Origin of the sequence: Enterococcus asini ATCC 700915, assembly GCF_000407365.1 — a bacterium.
Classification (GTDB): Bacteria; Bacillota; Bacilli; order Lactobacillales; family Enterococcaceae; genus Enterococcus_C; species Enterococcus_C asini.
Genome location: NZ_ASVU01000002.1, coordinates 363,802 through 381,945, shown reverse-complemented (window position 1 = coordinate 381,945; position 18,144 = coordinate 363,802). Strand labels below are relative to the sequence as shown.

The 18,144-nt window shown below is 45.8% G+C and carries 21 protein-coding genes and 1 pseudogene; 5 read left to right on the top strand and 17 right to left on the bottom strand.

Features of this window, described 5'->3' with window-relative positions; genetic code table 11:
• Nucleotides 1-106: 106 nt before the first annotated feature.
• The 7 genes from cbpB to I579_RS11675 all read right to left on the bottom strand — a co-directional run bounded on the left by cbpB (nt 107) and on the right by I579_RS11675 (nt 5,560).
• On the bottom strand, nt 107-622 hold the full coding sequence (gene cbpB / locus I579_RS11705; protein ID WP_034810412.1) for a cyclic-di-AMP-binding protein CbpB: 516 nt from the start codon (nt 620-622) through the stop codon (nt 107-109).
• 188 nt (nt 623-810) lie between these two features.
• Nucleotides 811-1,323: a metallophosphoesterase gene (locus tag I579_RS11700; protein ID WP_010753611.1), complete on the bottom strand. Its 513-nt coding sequence runs from the start codon at nt 1,321-1,323 to the stop codon at nt 811-813.
• 3 nt (nt 1,324-1,326) lie between these two features.
• The gene (locus I579_RS11695; protein ID WP_034810411.1) at nt 1,327-2,661 is read right to left on the bottom strand and encodes an XTP/dITP diphosphatase; all 1,335 of its coding nucleotides are present in this window, start codon (nt 2,659-2,661) and stop codon (nt 1,327-1,329) included.
• 13 nt (nt 2,662-2,674) lie between these two features.
• Nucleotides 2,675-3,487, bottom strand: a complete 813-nt coding sequence (racE, locus tag I579_RS11690; RefSeq protein WP_010753609.1) for a glutamate racemase — start codon at nt 3,485-3,487, stop codon at nt 2,675-2,677.
• 154 nt (nt 3,488-3,641) lie between these two features.
• Nucleotides 3,642-4,073: a hypothetical protein gene (locus tag I579_RS11685; protein WP_143139843.1), complete on the bottom strand. Its 432-nt coding sequence runs from the start codon at nt 4,071-4,073 to the stop codon at nt 3,642-3,644.
• 2 nt (nt 4,074-4,075) lie between these two features.
• Nucleotides 4,076-4,510 carry a hypothetical protein gene (locus I579_RS11680; protein WP_010753607.1) on the bottom strand — a complete coding sequence of 145 codons (435 nt, stop codon included), beginning with the start codon at nt 4,508-4,510 and terminating at the stop codon, nt 4,076-4,078.
• Between the two features lie 174 nt (nt 4,511-4,684).
• Complete coding sequence (locus tag I579_RS11675; protein ID WP_010753606.1) at nt 4,685-5,560, bottom strand: SPL family radical SAM protein; 876 nt, start codon at nt 5,558-5,560, stop codon at nt 4,685-4,687.
• A 157-nt stretch (nt 5,561-5,717) separates the two neighbouring features.
• On the opposite strand from I579_RS11675, the gene I579_RS11665 reads away from it, so the two are divergent.
• Nucleotides 5,718-6,614, top strand: coding sequence for a VOC family protein (locus I579_RS11665; protein ID WP_010753605.1), 897 nt, complete (start codon nt 5,718-5,720; stop codon nt 6,612-6,614).
• 65 nt (nt 6,615-6,679) lie between these two features.
• On the opposite strand, the gene I579_RS11660 is transcribed toward I579_RS11665, so the two are convergent.
• From I579_RS11660 to I579_RS11645, 4 genes are read right to left on the bottom strand one after another with little or no spacing between them, the layout of a single operon-like run.
• Complete coding sequence (locus I579_RS11660; protein ID WP_010753604.1) at nt 6,680-7,339, bottom strand: amino acid ABC transporter permease; 660 nt, start codon at nt 7,337-7,339, stop codon at nt 6,680-6,682.
• Nucleotides 7,340-7,354: 15 nt separating this feature from the next.
• Nucleotides 7,355-8,002, bottom strand: a complete 648-nt coding sequence (locus tag I579_RS11655; RefSeq protein WP_010753603.1) for an amino acid ABC transporter permease — start codon at nt 8,000-8,002, stop codon at nt 7,355-7,357.
• A 60-nt stretch (nt 8,003-8,062) separates the two neighbouring features.
• Nucleotides 8,063-8,869 (bottom strand): glutamate ABC transporter substrate-binding protein, encoded by an 807-nt coding sequence (locus I579_RS11650; protein ID WP_010753602.1) that lies wholly within the window; start codon nt 8,867-8,869, stop codon nt 8,063-8,065.
• 42 nt (nt 8,870-8,911) lie between these two features.
• Entirely contained in the window at nt 8,912-9,649 is a 738-nt protein-coding gene (locus tag I579_RS11645; RefSeq protein ID WP_010753601.1) for an amino acid ABC transporter ATP-binding protein, read from the bottom strand.
• 418 nt (nt 9,650-10,067) lie between these two features.
• On the opposite strand from I579_RS11645, the gene trpS reads away from it, so the two are divergent.
• Nucleotides 10,068-11,078, top strand: a complete 1,011-nt coding sequence (gene trpS, locus I579_RS11635; protein ID WP_010753600.1) for a tryptophan--tRNA ligase — start codon at nt 10,068-10,070, stop codon at nt 11,076-11,078.
• A gap of 87 nt (nt 11,079-11,165) precedes the next feature.
• Here the strand turns inward: trpS and I579_RS11630 are convergent, their stop codons facing one another.
• The 4 genes and pseudogenes from I579_RS11630 to I579_RS13100 all read right to left on the bottom strand — a co-directional run.
• The gene (locus I579_RS11630; protein WP_010753599.1) at nt 11,166-11,882 is read right to left on the bottom strand and encodes a glucosamine-6-phosphate deaminase; all 717 of its coding nucleotides are present in this window, start codon (nt 11,880-11,882) and stop codon (nt 11,166-11,168) included.
• A gap of 259 nt (nt 11,883-12,141) precedes the next feature.
• Nucleotides 12,142-13,173, bottom strand: a complete 1,032-nt coding sequence (locus I579_RS11625; protein WP_010753598.1) for a hypothetical protein — start codon at nt 13,171-13,173, stop codon at nt 12,142-12,144.
• A gap of 188 nt (nt 13,174-13,361) precedes the next feature.
• Nucleotides 13,362-14,003, bottom strand: coding sequence for a WYL domain-containing protein (locus tag I579_RS11620; RefSeq protein ID WP_306452662.1), 642 nt, complete (start codon nt 14,001-14,003; stop codon nt 13,362-13,364).
• 163 nt (nt 14,004-14,166) lie between these two features.
• Nucleotides 14,167-14,226 (bottom strand): annotated as a pseudogene (locus I579_RS13100) (hypothetical protein); the annotation flags it as partial.
• Nucleotides 14,227-14,386: 160 nt separating this feature from the next.
• Between I579_RS13100 and I579_RS11615 the strand changes: the two are divergent.
• Nucleotides 14,387-15,043, top strand: coding sequence for an FMN-dependent NADH-azoreductase (locus I579_RS11615; RefSeq protein ID WP_010753596.1), 657 nt, complete (start codon nt 14,387-14,389; stop codon nt 15,041-15,043).
• 110 nt (nt 15,044-15,153) lie between these two features.
• Here I579_RS11615 and I579_RS11610 read toward each other — a convergent pair whose 3' ends face one another.
• On the bottom strand, nt 15,154-16,164 hold the full coding sequence (locus tag I579_RS11610; RefSeq protein WP_010753595.1) for a Gfo/Idh/MocA family oxidoreductase: 1,011 nt from the start codon (nt 16,162-16,164) through the stop codon (nt 15,154-15,156).
• Between the two features lie 146 nt (nt 16,165-16,310).
• Between I579_RS11610 and I579_RS11605 the strand changes: the two genes are divergently transcribed.
• Nucleotides 16,311-17,234: a hypothetical protein gene (locus I579_RS11605; protein WP_010753594.1), complete on the top strand. Its 924-nt coding sequence runs from the start codon at nt 16,311-16,313 to the stop codon at nt 17,232-17,234.
• A 154-nt stretch (nt 17,235-17,388) separates the two neighbouring features.
• A complete protein-coding gene (locus I579_RS11600; protein ID WP_010753593.1) occupies nt 17,389-17,643 on the top strand; it encodes a hypothetical protein in 255 nt (84 codons plus the stop codon).
• A gap of 137 nt (nt 17,644-17,780) precedes the next feature.
• On the opposite strand, the gene I579_RS11595 is transcribed toward I579_RS11600, so the two are convergent.
• Nucleotides 17,781-18,029, bottom strand: a complete 249-nt coding sequence (locus tag I579_RS11595; RefSeq protein WP_010753592.1) for a hypothetical protein — start codon at nt 18,027-18,029, stop codon at nt 17,781-17,783.
• Nucleotides 18,030-18,144 lie beyond the last annotated feature (115 nt).

The following is an 18,144-nucleotide window of genomic DNA, read 5'->3' as shown; positions in this document are numbered from 1 at the left end:
CTAACCCAAAAGAATGATGCCCTAAGCCAATTTTCCCCACACAAAAAGCCGATGGCAAAAACCCATCGGCAGTTTACATAATAATTTTATTGTCTTATCTCTTTAATCAGCTGACTTTCAATCCGTCCGTGGCAGTTTCCGTGTCACTGCCCCCTGGTTGTTTGGGCACGAGCAAATACTGCCGCTCCAATTCATGAACGAGATGATTGGTGCATTTCAAGATTTCCTTCCGGGTGATGATGCCAAGGAAAATCCGCTGATCATCCACCATGGGTAAGAAAGCATTGTTTACAAGCAAGTGCAAAATATCTTCCAAAGCGGCGTCTTCTCTCACGGTGTCCACACCGATTTCCATAACATCCGCCACGGTTAGTCCGGCCAAATGATCCGTGTCAATGGTAGTCAAAGAGACCATTTTTTGCACGATATCGTTCAAACCAATCAAGCCCATAAAGCGGTCGTCTTTATCCAGTACGGGGATCTTGGAGTAGCCGACATTTGTCAGGACCAAAAGCGCATGGTCCAAGGAGTGTTGATACATAACAGTGGCGACATTGTCTGCCGGCACGAGAAAATTGTCTTGGTTTTCGAGTAGTAGTGCTTCTGTATTGGGACCAATCAATGAAATTGCCTCCATTTCTTTCTACCTCTTCATTCTAGCAAAAAAGGGCCCTATTGCCTCCTGGTTTTCCCCTTCTTTTATGAAAAATTTACGCAGTTATCAGCTAGGGTTAAGAAATCTTGGGAAACGCCCCGCTTAAAAAGAACAACAGAAAAAGGCCTCCACAATTAGAGGCCTAACGGGAACACTTAACGAGAAAAATGAAAATGCAAGTCTTTGACCGGCGCAAAACTGCGATCGTAATACTGCACGTCCCAGCCTGTTTCGGTCGCATCAATAATGGCAAAGGCTTTAATTTGAATCTGGCCTCGGGGTTGGGAGATGCTCCCAGGATTCAAATACAAGCGATGTTGTACCACTTCGCAACCAATTTGATGGGTATGACCGAACAACACCACGCTGGCGTCTTGTTCGGCAGCTTCCATGGCGATTTTGCTCAGTCCGAATTTCACATTGGACAAATGCCCATGGGTCACGTAAATCCGGTCCAAGTCTGTGGTGATCAGCCGACGATCTTCGTAGCGGCTGTCAAAGTCACAGTTGCCTCCAACCCCTTGGTAAATCGCGAAAAGTTCATCGTCTGCCGGTAGTTCCGAGTCCCCACAGTGAATAAACAAATCCACTTGTTCTTGAAAATGATTCACTAAGTCCACCAAGATTTGGCGGTCTCCGTGATTATCTGATACCACAAGATATTTCATGTTTTACGCTCCTTTCACCGGGCCTTCAAGCCAAGCTTGCCACTGGTCTTGCAGTTTGGCCATGGCCTGGCCTCGATGACTCAAATGATTTTTTTCTGCTGGCAAGAGTTCCGCGGAAGTCTTTTCCATGCCATCTGGGATAAATAAAGGATCATAGCCAAAACCGTAATCCCCTCGCGGAATTCGACCAATCCGACCATACCAATCGGCGCTAACTACCAGGCTGTCCTTTTGAGGCGCCGCAAAAACCAACGTACAGTGGAAATGCGCCCCTCGTTTTTCATCTGGTACATCGTAGAGTTCGTGGAGCAGTTTGGCATTATTCGCCGCATCGCTCTTTTGTTCCCCGGCAAAGCGCGCGGAGTAGACCCCCGGCATCCCGCTTAAGGCATCCACACAAAGACCGCTATCGTCCGCCAAAACCGGTTGCTGGATCAACTGGGAAATGGTTTCTGCCTTCAAGCGAGCATTGGCTTCAAAGGTCGTACCGGTTTCTGCCACATCAGGTAAATCAGGAAAGTCTTTTAAGGTCTTGATCTCATAACCGGCCGCCCCAAAAAGCGCCGCGAATTCTTTGGCTTTCCCTACATTTCCCGTAGCAATTACAATGGTCTTTTCCGGAACTTCATGCGTCTTGTCCACCAACGCTTCCTTTTGAGCGGCAATCAAGGACTCAATTCCCACCACTCCGTAATGAAGCAGTTCATTTAAATCATTGCCGGAAAAACTAGTATCCGCTCCAAACGCTTGAATCGAAAGGAAGTCCCCACCTTCATTCATCACGAGACTCATGCCTACTAAAGCTTGTTCTTCCTCGTACTCATCAGGATCTAGCACACAGGTACCATCAGGCAAGAGAGCCACGCCCACACCAGCGACATTTTCCCGAATCGGATCACTGGCCAGTTCATTTTGAGCCAATAGGCGGTTCACCGCCAAACGCAAAGCCACAAATGCCCCGGTTAAACTAGCACTCTGCGTCGCGCCGTCCGCTTGCACCACGTCGCAGTCGATGACAATTTCCCGCTCTTCTAAACGACTCAAATCACAGACCCCACGCAACGCTTTGCCAATGGTCTCTGATAGATTTTCATCGGCAGCCGTCAGACTTTTGCGGCTTTGTCGCTGACCGGTAGCCCGGGGCAGTTGATTGTACTCGACGCTGATCCAGCCTTGAGCGCTAGCGGCTTGTTTTGAAGCTTGCGGCTGTACCGTGGCATTACAGATAACTTCGGTGTCGCCAAAAGCAATCACCACGGAGCCTTCTGGGTATTTAAAGACATTGGTTTTGATTTGAATGTTGCGCAACTCTCGAGGAGTCCGTCCAGTATGTCGAATCATAACTTCTCCTTTATGGCTTTTCGCCTAATTCAATGTGTTTCGAATGCACCGGAAATTCCAACCAGTCTTGGGCAATATCGTCAAAGAGCTTGGTGGAACCGGTGGTATAAAAATGACACGCCCCCTGCTTGGCTGGATCAGGATTAGCAATATCAAAGTAATCTAATAGCACGCTGACTTCCCCCACGGTTTCCGCCCCAGAGTCGATTAGCGTTACCTCGTCCCCCATGTAACTTTGGATCAATTGCCGCAATAAAGGATAATGGGTACAGCCTAAAATCAAAGTGTCCACTTTGTTCCGGCGCATAGGTTGTAAGGTTTCGGCCACGACTTTTTTAGCGATTGGCGATCGAGTCTCGTTACTTTCCACCAGAGCCACAAACTTCGGACAAGCCAAATCAAAAATCGTCACCTCAGCGGTCTTACTTAAAATCGCTTCCCGATAAGAACCACTCTTAATCGTTCCTTGGGTGCCAATCACCCCAATACGCCGGGTCTTAGTAGTTTTCACCGCCGCCCGACTACCGGGTAAAATTACCCCCACCACAGGAATCGGCAATTTTTCTCTAATGATATCTAAAGCTACCGCGGTCGCCGTATTACAGGCAATCACTAAGAGCTTGATGTTTTGTTTCATTAAAAACTCCGCCATCTGCCACGTGTACTCAATGACTTGCTCAGCGGGTCTTGGCCCATACGGACAGCGAGCGGTATCTCCTAGGTAAACTAGTTCTTCATTGGGCAGTTGCCGCAATGCTTCTTTTAAAACGGTCAATCCCCCCACACCGGAGTCGATTAAGCCGATTGCACCTTTGTTTCCCATGAATCTCTTCCTATCTGCTTTTTTACTAAAAGCTATTGTAACATACTTGTCTATTTTCGCCTTTTTTGCCGGAGAATTCAAGTGTTGGGGATTTGAATCATTCGCAAAAAAACCACCAAGCAACAGGCAACGAATGCAGCTTGGTGGTTCAAACCTATTCTGATCTTGCTAAAAATTTCCCAACCAAAGATTTTCCCAGGATCAGTAAGCCGGGCCCTAGGAAAAAGAACGCCGAGAAGAGATAGTAACCATAATTAATCTGGCCATTTTTAAAGAGTGGTCCATTTCCGAGTAGAAAAAGCTCCACAAGCCCGGCGCTTACTAAGATAAGACCGGTTTGCAGCTTGTTCTGTTTGATTTTTGCGGGAAAATAAGCCTCTTTGACAACTTGGTAACACAAGACTACCGTCAAGCTAAAGCTCAAAATAAACAGATTTTCATCCATTTTCTCGGCAAAAACCGGCTTGCCATAAAAGAGATCGACAATCGGAAGTATCCATAATAACAAGCCCATAATGACAAATCCTAGGATAAAGCTCTTGCCAATCTCCCGTTGCTGGTACCCATCAAAATTTCTCCAAAACACTTTCATTTCCCCTTACCTACCTTCCGTAAAAATGACTTGTAGCTCAAGCAAAGCCCCATGATTATAAGCTCCAATGCGGCCAATGGCAGTAGCTGATCGGTAAGCTGGCCATTCACTACTATGCCCTTTATCTGCGAACGGGTTTGAACCAACAAAAAAGTACCCAAAAGCAGATAAAGCAAACTAAACCGAATCAAATGGCGTCCTTCATTTTCCCCGACAAAAGCATCTTTGCCGATTAAACTGCAAGCAACGACCCCGGCACCTACCAGGGCAGTAAAAAAGCAAAGACTCGCTTGACTTTCGAAGGGTGACTTGCCGTAGAAAATACTAAAGATAGGCGTAATAATCAATAGCCCTGCCACCGTCAGAAAACCAACCAGAAAAGCCTGATAGCGGCTGGCTACTTGTTGTGCATCAAACCGTTGCTTTTGCATAATTCCTCCTTTAAATCCTATCAACGAATTTTAATTTTTGTTATCTTATCAAAATTTTACCACTTGTTTAAGTGCAATCCTATACATAGTTCACATTTCATTCATTATATAAAATTACTAGACAACCGGCGGCTAAAAACAAAAAAGAACCACTGCTTAAGTGGTTCTCGAGGATTAAAACAAGGACAACTGCTCTGCCTCAGCCTCCCCCTTGACTTCAAACTCCTGTAAGTAGGCAAAAACTTCGTGATTATGATGCAAAATACCATAGGCTTCACAGCGCCTATGATACAAGTCCATCAGCTTTTGATTGGCGGGACTTGTACATTCATAACGATTGCCAAAAACACGAATATAACGCTCCTTCATACCGGGGAATAAACGGTCCAATTGGCGATAGAAATACTCCCGATTGCCTTCTCGCATGGTCACCCCAAAACCAAAATTGACAATTCCTTTGACCCCCACTTTATGACACGCAGCTAAGAGCGCCTCTACATTTTCTTCACTATCCGTTAAAAAAGGCAATAGTGGACCTAGCCAGACTACCGTGGGAATTTTGCGTTTTTGACATTCCGCCAAAACTTGCAAGCGTTGAGAGGTCACGGATACTCGCGGTTCGATTTTTCTACATAAGGCATCATCCATAGTGGTCAAAGTGATTTGGACGACGGCTTTGGTCTTTTCATTGATTCGCTGTAAGAGGTCTAGGTCTTGAAGCACTCGATCTGATTTCGTCAGCAGTGCTACGCCGAAGCCCAACTCTTCCACTAGTTCCAAAGACTGGCGAGTGAGCCGCAGTTTCTCCTCCAAATGCAAATAAGGGTCCGTCATCGCTCCAGTTGAAATCATGCAAGGCTGGCGCTTTTTTACAAGCTGCTCGCGCAAAATGGCGATGGCGTCTTCTTTCACCTGGATATCCTCAAACGCATGGTCCATTTGATAACAGGCACTGCGACTGTCACAATAAATACAGCCGTGAGTGCAGCCACGATACAGGTTCAAGCCATTTTTGGGCGAAAGGATCGTCTTATAGCGCTTGTAATGCATCCATTTTCCCCTTCTTTCCAAATTTCACGAACGAACGTTCTCTTTTGTTTAGTTTACCAAAGAATCGTGCTTTTAGCAATCTCCGTAAAAGACGCTTGTCTTGCTTAATCGGACATTGCCGACTATACTTATTTTTAGTAAGAAAGGAAGATGCCCTATGCCAGCATTTCATCATATTTCCTTATTAACCAAGGACCGTCAGGAAAATTTGCACTTTTATACCGAGCTTTTAGGACTGCGCTTTGTTAAGAATACCGTCAACCAGGAAAATCATCGCATGCTTCACTATTATTACGGTGATTATCAAGGTGCTCCCGGGAGCGTGGTGACCTTTTTTATCTTGCCTCATTTGGGCCACCGCTATGACCATGAAAATTTTATCGCCACCATTGGCTTGAAAATACCTAAAAACAGCCTCCCCTATTGGCAAGGCCGCTTGGAAGACTATCACGTTGCATACGAAAAAAACGAACGCACATTGTACTTTAAGGACCAAGACCAAGTGGCAATTTGCCTGACAGAAACCGATTTTGCTCCGTTAGAACCCAGTCATCAAGTCAAAAATACGATTCCAGGAGACAAACAGATATTAGGACTTCAATCCACCCAGCTCCATGTGGCCGAGCCCGAGAAGACCAGGGATTTCTTTGAGCGTTTTTTAGGTTGGCAGACTCTAGACCAGCGCATTTGGTTAAATACCACGGATTTTCTGGAGATTCTCCCTACTGAAACTAGTGAAGCCAGTCGCATGGGACGAGGCAGCGCGGATCATATCGCCTTTGCGGTGACAGACGAGGCCGAACTGGACCGCCTTTACCAAAAAGCTCAAACCCAAGGCTGGCACATTGAAAAAATGATTTCCCGAGGGTGCTTCAAGAGCCTCTACATCAGAGAACCCGGGGGCAATCGTCTGGAATTCGCCACACTAACTCCCGGGTTCACCATTGACGAACCCTTGGAAACCTTAGGGGAAAGTTTCGCCCTGCCACCGTTTTTAGCGGATCAACGAGGAGAGATTGAAAGAAATTTGTATCCGGAATATCGCAAAGCATAAAAAAGGTGCCCTACTCTTCTTTCGACTGGGAAAGATTGAGTGGGCACCACTTTTTTACTTCATTCTCAATAATTATACTGCTTGGTTTCCAGATACTTGGAGAACAAGGACAGTGCGTAACATACTACGAAGTACATCACGGTCATGGCCACGAACATGGGGATAATCGCCCCTTCGTTTTGACCATAGATGATTTTGGCATTGTGGGTCAATTCCGGCAAGCTGATGATCACCGCTAAAGAAGTATCCTTAATCAAGGAAATCAACTGACTCACCAAGGCGGGAATCATGGATTTAAAAGCTTGCGGAATCACGATGGAAAGCATGGTTTCTCTGTAGGTCAAGCCTGTGGACAGCCCGGCTTCCATTTGCCCTTTCGGCACGGCATTTAACCCGGCCCGGAAGATTTCCGAAAGCATGGCCGATTCAAAGATCGTCAATGCTGCCACCGCCGCCCAGAAAATGGAAAACTTAATCCCAATCTGAGGTAAGGCAAAATACGTGAAGAAGATGATCAACAGGAGCGGCAAGTTGCGGATGATGTCCACAATGAGACCGATAACCCGGGAGACAACCTTGATATCGGCAAAGCGTAGAACGCCTAACAAGCCACCAATCACAAAACTCAAGACAATCGATACCACAGAGACTTGGATCGTCACCATGAGGCCATCCATTAGAAAGCTCAAATTCACATAGGAATACGCATCAATAAAATTTTGCATCTAGGGTTCTCCTTTCTATCCGGTCACGGACCAGCGTTTTTCTAGATGATTCATCAAATAAGACAATGGCAAGGTCAAAACTAAGTAGAACAATGCCGCAATGATATACGTGTTAAAAGTTTCAAAGGTCGTGTTGGCAACGGAATCGGCTTGATACATCAAATCCAACCCGGCTACCATGGCTAGGACCGAGGAGTTTTTCACCAAGTTGATAAATTGGTTGCCTAATGGGGGGATGACAATCTTAAAGGCTTGGGGCAAAATCAAGTAGCGCATGGTTTGCCAATAAGTGAAGCCGGAAGATAGCCCTGCCTCCATTTGCCCTTTTGGTACGGTTTGAATCCCGGAACGCACGGTTTCTGCAATAAACGCCGAAGTATAAATAATCAACGCAATGGTCCCGGCTTGGAAACCGTCTAAGGAAATCCAGTACATAGGCACGACTACCACGAAAAACATAGCGATAATCAGCAAGGGAATATTTCGGAAAAATTCCACATACGCTTTTGATAAGCCCCGCACGATACGATTTTGGGATAGTTGAAAGATGGCCATTAACGTCCCGATAATCAAACTGAAAACCAAGGCGATGACACTGGAATAGATGGTAATTTTAAAGCCTTCAAAAAACAGGCTGTGATACTCTTGAAATAATTGGATCATCTACTTGCTCCTTTCTGAAAAGTTGGGTTTAGCCCCTGCTTTACTTGCGAATAGCCACGATTAGTTCGCTACCCGTCCGTCATCGGATTCGGGGAACCATTTGTCGTAAATCTTGTCATAGGTGCCGTCTTTGTGCATCTCAGCTAAGGCGTCGTTGACTTCTTTTAGGAAGTTGTCTTGACCTTTGTTAATCGCGATGCCATAAGGTTCCTTCGTAAAGGACTTGCCAGCTAAGACGTAATCCGGATTTTGAGAAGCCATCCCTAAAAGGATCGCATTGTCCGTGGTCATGGCGTCTCCTTGACCAGACTGCAAGGCAGTAAAACATTCCGCATAGTTTTCCCATTCCAAGATTTTCGCTTCTGGAGCTAATTTCTTGATATTGTCCACGGAAGTCGAGCCTTTCACGGCTAAAACCGTGGAATCAGGGCCTAGATCCTCGATGCCTTTAATACCGGAATCTTTATGCACCAATAAGGATTGTCCCGCGTCGAAGTAGACATCGGAGAAATTCACCTGTTGCAGGCGTTCTTCCGTAATGGTCATAGTAGCGATAATCGCGTCGATATTCCCATTTTTCAATAATGGAATCCGGGTTTTCGAAGTAACTTCTACGAAAACCGCGCTACCTTCAGGGCCGAGGATTTTCTCCGTAATGGCTCGGGCGATGTCGATGTCAAAGCCTTTGACCTCTCCATTGGCCACGTCCATCATGCCAAAAAGGCGAGTATCGTACTTCACTCCCCAGGTAATCTGTTGGGTTTCTTTACTCGTCTCTGCAATATCCTGATCCGCCACGCTTTTGCCACAGGCAGACAGGGTAAACAAACTAAGACTCAATGCCAAAAAAGCAAGCATTTTTTTCATTGGTTGACCTCCTTTGTTCTGCAATCCGTTTGTTTCAAGGGCTTAATGGTTGATCACCTTGCTGATGAATTGTTTGGCCCGATCGGATTGTGGATTTTCAAAGAATTCTTCCGGATTGCGGCTTTCTTCCACTACTTCCCCGTCTGCCATGAAGATCACACGGTCCGCCACTTCCCGAGCAAAGCCCATTTCGTGGGTTACCACGATCATGGTCATCCCGTCTTTGGCGATTTTTTTCATGACTTCCAGTACGTCCCCAATCATTTCCGGGTCCAACGCAGAAGTAGGCTCGTCAAATAACAAGACTTCTGGCTTCATGGCCAAGCCTCGGGCAATTGCCACACGCTGTTGTTGCCCCCCAGACAAGGTGGTTGGATAGACATCTTTTTTGTCTAACATCCCCACACGGTCCAAGAGTTTTTCAGCGGTTTTAGTGGCTTCTTCGTCACTTTCTTTCAGCACTTTTTTCGGTGCCAATGTAATATTATCCAAGACCGTTTTGTTCGGATAAAGGTTAAAATGTTGGAAGACCATTCCGATATTTTTGCGGATTTCCGTCAGCTTCGTGCTCTTGTCCCGGAGATCTTTGCCGTTAATCAACAGTTTCCCACTGCTAATCTCCTCCAGGGCGTTGATACAGCGCAGCATCGTACTTTTCCCGGAGCCAGAAGGACCGATTACGACCACTACTTCTCCCTTTTCAAACTGCAAGTTGATTCCCTTCAAAGCATGGAATCGACCATAAAATTTTTCCACGTTTTGGAATTCGATCATTGACATGGATTCAGCTCCCTTTTGTAAATTTTTGTTGGGTATTAGAGTTATTATACAGAGTTTTTTTAAGGTCTGTAAAGAAATTCTTCCCAAAATGGTGAATTTTCTTGAAACTTCCTACTATTATAAAAGTGACATCCTGTGTGAGGTTTTCAAAAATGAGGTTGGTACCAAAGCGTTTTGCCTCAAGAAATAAGGTGGAATTGCCAAAAATGGCTTTTCAAATTTTAGGCAATTTCAACTTATTTTTGCAGAGGCTGCTTTGGAACCACCGTTTAGCAATAAACACTCATTAACAAGTGACATTGAAAACAAAATGACTGCTTTTGACAAGCGAACTTTCCTAGGCTTGCAAGAGTTGTCTAATCTGGGAAAAACAGGTACACTGAAACAGACAAAAACTTTAGTGAAATAGGTGAAAAACGTGAGTAACATTATTTTAACCGGGGATCGTCCCACGGGTCAGTTGCATTTAGGTCATTACGTGGGGTCATTGCGCACCCGGGTAGCCATGCAAAACGATCCGGAAAACAAACTTTTCGTCATGGTAGCAGATATGCAAGCTTTGACGGACAATGCCAAAAATCCAGCCAAAGTTTCTGAAAATGTCCTGCAAGTGGCATTAGATTACTTGGCGGTAGGCTTGGACCCATCCAAGACCACCCTCTTTATCCAATCTATGATTCCTCAATTAGCGGAATTAACCATGTATTATTTGAACCTTGTTTCCGTGGCTCGGGTCCAACGCAATCCCACGGTCAAAGCGGAAATCCAACAAAAAGCCTTTGGGGAAGGCGTACCAGCGGGATTCTTCATCTACCCGATTTCCCAAGTAGCAGACATTACCGCCTTCAAAGCCAACTTAGTCCCTGTGGGGGATGACCAAAAACCCATGTTGGAACAAGCTCAAGAAGTGGTGCACTCCTTTAACAACACGTACGGGGAAGTCTTGGTTTCGCCAAAAGCAGTCTTGCCACCAAAAGGCGAAGGCCGCTTACCGGGAATCGATGGCAATGGCAAAATGAGTAAGTCCTTGGGCAACGGTATCTATCTCGCCGACTCCGCCGATGTCATGGCGAAAAAAGTCATGAGCATGTACACGGATCCCAACCACATCCACGTGGAAGATCCAGGGCAAGTAGAAGGCAATATGGTCTTCACGTATCTGGATGTCTTCGGTAAAGACAAAGCGTACATTGAAGAGTTGAAAAACCATTATCGCGCTGGCGGTCTTGGAGACGTGAAGATCAAACGCTATTTGATCGAAGCCTTAGAAGCCGAATTCGGTCCAATTCGCGCTCGCCGGGAAGAATTTGCCAAAGATCCAGCAGAAGTCATGAATCTCTTAAAACAAGGCAGCGAAAAAGCGGAAAAAATCGCCGCCGCTACCTTAGCAGAAGTCAAAGAAGCCATGGGCATTCGCTATTTTGGCTAAACAATAAAAAACGCCATCAATCCTTTAAGGGCTGGTGGCGTTTTTGTGTGTTCCATTATCCCAGGCTTTTAGCGTACACCTAGCGTTCTAAAGCAGGCTCGCTGCTTCTTCATCCACAATCAAAGTAAAGTCAGGGTGAGTGGTCAATAAGGTGGACGGCACTTCTTCGGTTACGATTCCCTCCACTAGTTTTTTGACAATTTCCGCTTTGGCGGTGCCATTGGCGATCATCACCAACTTTTTAATCTGCATGATACTCTTTGGCCCCATGGTGACATAGAAATCTGGGCGTTTTTCTTCCACGCCGCCGACTTCATTTAGCAATACTTGGACCATATCCGGTGTCGCATCTTCCGCCACACGACTGGTCAAATCCCCAAATTTCGTAGTGCCTGGCAAATTACCACAAAAATGTCCGTCTGCCCCAACACCTAGCAATACGAAATCTAAGCCTCCGTCTGCGGCAATTCGCTGGTCTTGGGTTTCATAGTTCGTCCAGTCCAAAACGTGGATTTTTTCCCGTTTGATATTTGCCGGATCAAAGTACAGCTTGTTCAAATTTTGCATGGTGACCCCATAGCCGGTCTCCCCTTTGAAAGGAATCTCATCGAAATTGTAGTAGTGGACATTGTCGAAGTATTCCTTATCCTTCACCAAAGGAATCATCAGCTCGTATACCCCTTTTGGCGTGGAGCCTGCGGTAATCGCGATATTTGTGCGGTACTGGGTGTGCATGGCCCCTAATAAGTGCTGTGCGGCAACTTCATTCATTTCTTGTAAGTCTTTTGTGACGATCAGTTTCATAACATTCTCCCTTTCGGCTGCTTTTTTGATCTGTCAGCCTCCCCTTTTTAAAATAACTCCGACTGTTGAATTTCAGATAAATGTTGTTTTTAAATTAAAATCACGCTTGTTTACCACGTACGCTTCTGCGGAAATCCTAATCAACCATCGTTATTTTATATAATTAGTTTAGCGCCTTATGAAACCGCTATCAATAAGTGCAAAAATAAAAAATACACTGTCTCCTACTCAAAAGTAGTTTTCGACAGTGTATTTTTCATTACTCAATCACTAACAAACGAGATTCCAAACCGGTTTCTTGGTCGTGGATATAGAGTTCTTGTTTGAAAAAGATGCCCCCGGAAGCTTTTTGATGGCCGCCGCCGTTAAAGAAACGCTTGGCAATCACGGATAAGTCCACGTCGTCTTTCACCGCCCGTAAGGAAACTCCTCGGCCGACGATGACGAGACTAAAGTCCACCACTTTTTCCGTTTCCGGATCGATTAGTTGGGCCATGGCATTGCCTAAAGAAGACTGGTATTGTTCCCCGTGAACATAGGCGAAGCGATAGTCATCCAAGGAGCCAAAACGCGCGTGTTTGAGCTTCTTCGTGATGTATTCTGCTTCTTTTTCTCCCATAGCGGTGATGATATCGGCATATTGATCCAAGTAGCTCAAGCCTTGCTCCATCACTTGTTGCATCAGTTCGCAACGTTTTTCAAAGTTAAAGAAATAAAAGAGGTTGTTGAAATCCTTGGCAGCTTCTTTGTAGGCCGCATCAGGATTGCTTTGCCAGTCCCAGCAGTCGTAGCACCGGATGATGTCCGCCACATGGGCTAATTTGCCCCAGTATGCATCGTCAAAAAGCTCGGTAGGCATACTGCCGACCAATTCTTTCATCACCACGCTAGTCGCCGAATGCTTCAAGCCTGTGCGTTCATCTGCCACGGTGATTTTGCTGTGGCCAGGGAAAAGGGCATTCATCCCCACAGAAGAAATATGGTGATCAAAAATCGTCCACTGGATCTTCCGTTCGTCGCAATAAGCCGCAAGTTTTGCGATCACTTCTTCTGAAGGACAAATGTCCGTGATGAAAATGTGAGTGACTGGCTCTTCATTGGCAGCCAAAAACTGCAACACATTGGGATCGATGGTGCCATCGTTGCCTGGTTCACAATAGGTCACTGGTAAAAAGGTGGCTTCTTGAAATTCACTTTCTGGCAAGTGTTGTAAAACTTCTGCTACTAACAACGCGGAGCCCACTCCGTCCAAATCCGTGTGGGAAAAGCGTTTGACTACTACATTACTCATAAATTCGCTCCTTTAATTCGGTCAAAAGAAAAGTGGTCAACTAAAAAAGAGCCCCTGCTTTTCTTCCCCGATTCTGCGCTTTTTTCCTGATACCGACAGGTCGCAAACACATTCATTTTACTCTTGCAGGACGTTATTGGCAACTTTTAGCAAGGCACCTAGCCATACAGCGGAAAGCTGGTTACGTGCTAACTTTCGTACTGGGCTAATATCTGCCGGTATTCGGCCTGGACACTATCTCGTAACTCTTTCGGGGCTTCCACCACCACATGTCGCCCTAAGGAAACCAGATAATGGGTCATATAGCCTAATTCCTCCTCGTGATAGCCCCCCACGAGATAAGCCACCCCATCTTTTTCCTCTAAGGACATATTGGGATAATGATTTTTCTGCACCAGTTCCTTACCGAAGTCGGTTAAGCGACACCGAAAAGGCCGATTGTGGTAATGGGTCTCATAGCGTTGCTGAATCTCCCGCAGTTCTGCCAAAGTAAACGTCTCCTCCGCTGCTTTTTGAATCGTCAAATCCACCAAATAATCACAGCGATAGGTGCCCCATTTTTTTGTCAAACGGTCCCAGGCGCTACAAAACCAGACGCCACTGCGGTAGAAAAGCTCCCCGATTTGCAGCGCCACAGGCTGATCGCCTTTTTGCAAATTGCGCCCTACAAGCACTTGTTGGTCCAAAATTGCTTGAACAATCAAATCCAAATGGGCCACGGCTTTTACCGGTGGCACACTGTGGTAGTCGATTACGGACAACAGCTTGGAAATCGTAGTTTGCTGAGTTTGAGGCAACGTCGCCAAAAGCTTCTGGCGACGTTGCCTCAAAGGAATGGGAAAAGGGCGTACTGGATAAAAGTTTCAAGGCCTTCATGGCAAAAAAGATGGCCTCCACTTCCTCAATGGTGAAATACACAGGGACAAAAGGCTTCTGTGAAATCAGCCGGTAGCCACCGTAACGGCCACTTTCTGCATACAAGGGCAACCCAAGACTCTCCAATTCGGCCACATCTCGCAAAGCCGTGCGCTTGGAAATGCCGAATTCCGCCATTAAGTCGCTAAGTTGGAAAGCCCCTTTGCCACTTAAAAAGATCAGCTCTTGATTTAAACGCTCCGATTTTTTCATAAAAAAACTCCTTTGTTAATGGTGACGCTTTTTGACACCTTTAAGCAGTATAGTCAGTATATCAAAAGGAAATGAGGAAGCACACGTGAAAACACTATTGATCAATGCCCATCCAGACTACCAAAATCCAGCCCACTACTCCCTGAAATTAAAAACAGCCTTTGAAGAACGCTACCACAAGGCGTTTCCTCAGGAGGAATTGACCAGCTTAACCCTCTACGCCCAAGACATCCCCCGGATCAAAGAAGGCCAGTTGCAAAGCATCTGGGCTAAACAAGCCACCGGGACTGCTTTGACGACTGAAGAAGCGCTAGTGGCCAAAACTAGCCAAGACCTCTTGCAACAATTTAAAGAGCATCAACGGATCGTTATCGCCTCCCCTTTGCACAATTTCAATATCCCCTCTGCTTTAAAAGATTATTTGGATAATATTTTGATTGCCCGGGAAACCTTCCGCTACTTGGACACGCCTCAAGCAGACGGCAAAGCCTCCACCGGCCTGATGACGGAAGATTATCGCATGCTGGTGCTTTATGCTAGCGGCTCGATCTACACGGAAAATGATTTTTACCAGGACTTAGACTTTGCGCCAAAGTACTTAAAAGCCATGTTTCAAGGGGTAATGGGCTTTGACCAAGTAGCTATTGTGCGCGCAGAAGGCACTGCCACTTTACCAGAAGAGGCGATTATGACAAAGGCTACTCAGCAACTGGCCGAACGCTTCGAAGCTTTTTATCGGTAAAAAGCACTATTAGCCATACTCCATAAAGATACGCCCTTGGCAGACTACAAAAAAGGACACCGCCACGTAAGGAGGTGTCCTTTTTTCATGTTTTTTAGAGTAGCTAGCAATTAGCGCATTTGCCGAATGCCTTCTTCTAAAATTTCCATTTGTTTCAGTGTCTCTTCGTCTTTTACGATTTTCGGCGCACCATTAATGATGCTCTCATAGATGCCTTCATAAATCCGGCTATAATCCCCCACTTCGGAAATCACTTTTTCCTCGTGGTAAACGCCGTGCTCATCCATATAAGTCAAAGTACCGTATTGTTCCGGCGTATCCACGCCAAAATCAGCGTGATCCGGCATGTAGAAATGCTTCAAATCGTACTCTTGGCGATCTTTGTCGACTTTGACGAAAGCTCCTTTTTTGCCGTACACCACAAAACTTGGCCGTTCTTTCAAACGGAAGTAGCTGGATTTCACGGAGACTTTCAATCTGTCGTAATAAAGGTCCAAGTCGAAGTAGTCGTTCATTTTTCCTGGGCCTAATAGTTGGCGCACATCGTAGTGAATGTCGTCGGGATTACCGAAATAAGACAAGACTTGGTCAATGGTGTGGCAACCATGGCCGTATAAATAACTAGACTCCACCGAAAATTCCGAGTTTTCCGGAATTTCTGGGCGATAGTAGTCAAAGTGCATTTCCAGCTCCAATAAATCCCCCAGTTTTCCAGATTCGATAACCTTTTGAACCGTCAAAAAGTCCGAATCGAAGCGGCGATTTTGATAAGCTTGTAAGAATAGGCCTTTTCCCTTCGCCAAATCAAAGAGTTCTTGGGCTTCTGCTGCGGTTTCCGTGAAAGGTTTCTCCACCAAGGTATTCTTCCCAGCCAACAAGCACTGTTTGGCCAATTCATAGTGGCTCTTAACCGGTGTACAAATAGCCACCAATTGAATCTCAGGGTCTTGTAGCACGTCTTCTAAGTCTTGGGTGTAGGTCGTCCCGGGAATCGGTGCCCAGTCCGTGGTTTTTCTCCGAGCGTAGATTTTTTTGATGTTTATTTTGCCGGTCTTTAATGCAAAAGGCGCATGGTAGCGGTTGGTACTTTTGCCATTGCCGATATAAGCCATTGTAAGCATAGGCTTCCTCCTTCTCCTTGATACTTTCATTATATGAAAAATTCCCAGAAGAAACAGCATTTTCTCTTTCAAAATGAAAATCCGTGTTCCCTGACTTGTCCTCTTCTAGGAAAACGCCTAGAATAAAAGAAAAAAGGAGGAGTTCCATGGCATTTTTCCGGAAAGCAACCTTAGCCGAACCTTATCAATCCTTCGTCACGGCTCTAAGCAGTCTACTGACCCAGCAAGCAGGCCAACCTCTGCCCTTATGCCGTCTCAATGAACTGGCAAGAGAGCAAGGCCTCTACACCCATGCCTATTTTGGCACATTGGGCTTTTCAAAGGACAATAAAATCCCTGCCGGAGAGCTACTAGTGGCAAAAGATGTCAGCCAACTGGCCAAACTGACTACAGAAGACTGGCAGACAGAATTTAAAACGGACATTCCCCAGCAAAAGTCCTGTTTAAGCCCTTGGCTCACGTCTAAGGAGCGCTATTTTACCCTGTATGTGGCTCCTACCACTTTTGGCGCGGGGAAAGCGCTGGCCGCGACAGTCTTACCCAAAACCAAAGTCTATCAAAACCATCCTTCTGGGGAGTTCGTCTTGGAGACTTTTGGCGAGCTTTTGTACTGTACCTATCGCTTGGATTTGGCCTTACATCCCCAGCTGGAGGAAAACCATCTGCCAGAAGAGCGAATTGCGCCACCTTTGACCACGACGCCCCTGTTGGACGTACTCACGGAGATCGCTCACCAGCGCTTAAGCGACTTGGATTTGCAGTACTTGTTCACTTGGTTATTGCAATACAGTGCCGCCATTACCGCCACCAGCAGCCTCTATGCTTCCTATTCCCAAGCGGATTTACCGGCAGAGGTCTTGGAGCAAACTACGTCTCTGGTGAAAAACCTAGTGCAAGAAATCAGCCAAATCCCTCGGCAATTGGAAAACAACGCCACGGATTCCTTGCAGCTCAGCGCTCAATTGCTCGACCAGATTCCCAAGCTTTTTGAAGAAGCTCAAAGCAAAATGACCGACTTAAAAGCACAACTAGGCCAAAAAAGCGACGATGATTCCACCAATCTAAACTAAATCTACTTCTTTTTTTCACAAGCTAGCAAAAAGAAAAGGACGTGCTCTCCCTAGTCTTAAGGCGTTCTGTTTCTCTATTTTCACAAATCGTGCTAGACTAAGAACGTAACTAAAGGATCGTTTTTTGAAAACACCCACGCTAGGAGGATAAATGATGAATAAGGAAGAATTGATTCAAAAAGTAAAAGATTTAATCGGTGAAGGCAATGTAGAAAAAGCGCAACAATTTGTGGAAGACCACAAAGATGATCTTGGGGATTACGCTGAAAAAGCAAAAGACTTGATCACTAACTTCAACCCCGATGATTTTGCGAAACAAGCCAAAGATATCGCCGACGATGCGAAAGCCGCAGCTAACGAACCAGACGGCATCGTAGACAAAATCAAAGACCTCTTCGGCAAAAACTAAGCAGCTCCCCCAAAACGCCCCTTACCAGTGGATGGTTCCCTGGTAAGGGGCGTTTTTCTTGTTTCATGCTGGAAATGAGTTTGTAGCCAGATGCTAGATAGTCTGCATCTTCTCCCCGTCGCCTTAGACCAAGTCTTTTACGCATTTAGCGGTTCCCATTCTCGTATGCTTGACTCCCAGAATAGATGGTACTGAGGCAATTTTCTCGATGCTTTCGGGGCATCCTCTTCCACAAAGACAAAGCGCAAAGCATTTGGGGACACGTAAACGATTAGCCGCGTCTTTTGCAAGTCACGGACTTGGTAAATCTGCTCCGTGTTGAACTGATCACGAAACAGCTCCTTTAAAGCCACCTCCAGTCCGGTATTGATAAAAGGATTCAACATTGTGGCACCTCCTTCATTGACCGTTGCTTCTTACTCCATTATACCTGCTAGGCGTAGGAAAAGGGAGCTAGACGAACTATCAAAACAAAACCCACTCTTTCAAAATAACGAAAGA

Bases quoted from the DNA above. Each gene is read 5' to 3' on its own strand.
- I579_RS11700 (WP_010753611.1), bottom strand. From the start codon at position 1,323: ATGAAATATCTTGTGGTATCAGATAATCACGGAGACCGCCAAATCTTG.
- racE (WP_010753609.1), bottom strand. From the start codon at position 3,487: ATGGGAAACAAAGGTGCAATCGGCTTAATCGACTCCGGTGTGGGGGGA.
- I579_RS11680 (WP_010753607.1), bottom strand. From the start codon at position 4,510: ATGCAAAAGCAACGGTTTGATGCACAACAAGTAGCCAGCCGCTATCAG.
- I579_RS11675 (WP_010753606.1), bottom strand. From the start codon at position 5,560: ATGCATTACAAGCGCTATAAGACGATCCTTTCGCCCAAAAATGGCTTG.
- I579_RS11665 (WP_010753605.1), top strand. From the start codon at position 5,718: ATGCCAGCATTTCATCATATTTCCTTATTAACCAAGGACCGTCAGGAA.
- I579_RS11660 (WP_010753604.1), bottom strand. From the start codon at position 7,339: ATGCAAAATTTTATTGATGCGTATTCCTATGTGAATTTGAGCTTTCTA.
- I579_RS11655 (WP_010753603.1), bottom strand. From the start codon at position 8,002: ATGATCCAATTATTTCAAGAGTATCACAGCCTGTTTTTTGAAGGCTTT.
- I579_RS11650 (WP_010753602.1), bottom strand. From the start codon at position 8,869: ATGAAAAAAATGCTTGCTTTTTTGGCATTGAGTCTTAGTTTGTTTACC.
- I579_RS11645 (WP_010753601.1), bottom strand. From the start codon at position 9,649: ATGTCAATGATCGAATTCCAAAACGTGGAAAAATTTTATGGTCGATTC.
- I579_RS11630 (WP_010753599.1), bottom strand. From the start codon at position 11,882: ATGAAACTGATCGTCACAAAAGACTTACAAGAAATGAATGAAGTTGCC.
- I579_RS11625 (WP_010753598.1), bottom strand. From the start codon at position 13,173: ATGAGTAATGTAGTAGTCAAACGCTTTTCCCACACGGATTTGGACGGA.
- I579_RS11610 (WP_010753595.1), bottom strand. From the start codon at position 16,164: ATGCTTACAATGGCTTATATCGGCAATGGCAAAAGTACCAACCGCTAC.
- I579_RS11605 (WP_010753594.1), top strand. From the start codon at position 16,311: ATGGCATTTTTCCGGAAAGCAACCTTAGCCGAACCTTATCAATCCTTC.
- I579_RS11600 (WP_010753593.1), top strand. From the start codon at position 17,389: ATGAATAAGGAAGAATTGATTCAAAAAGTAAAAGATTTAATCGGTGAA.
- I579_RS11595 (WP_010753592.1), bottom strand. From the start codon at position 18,029: ATGTTGAATCCTTTTATCAATACCGGACTGGAGGTGGCTTTAAAGGAG.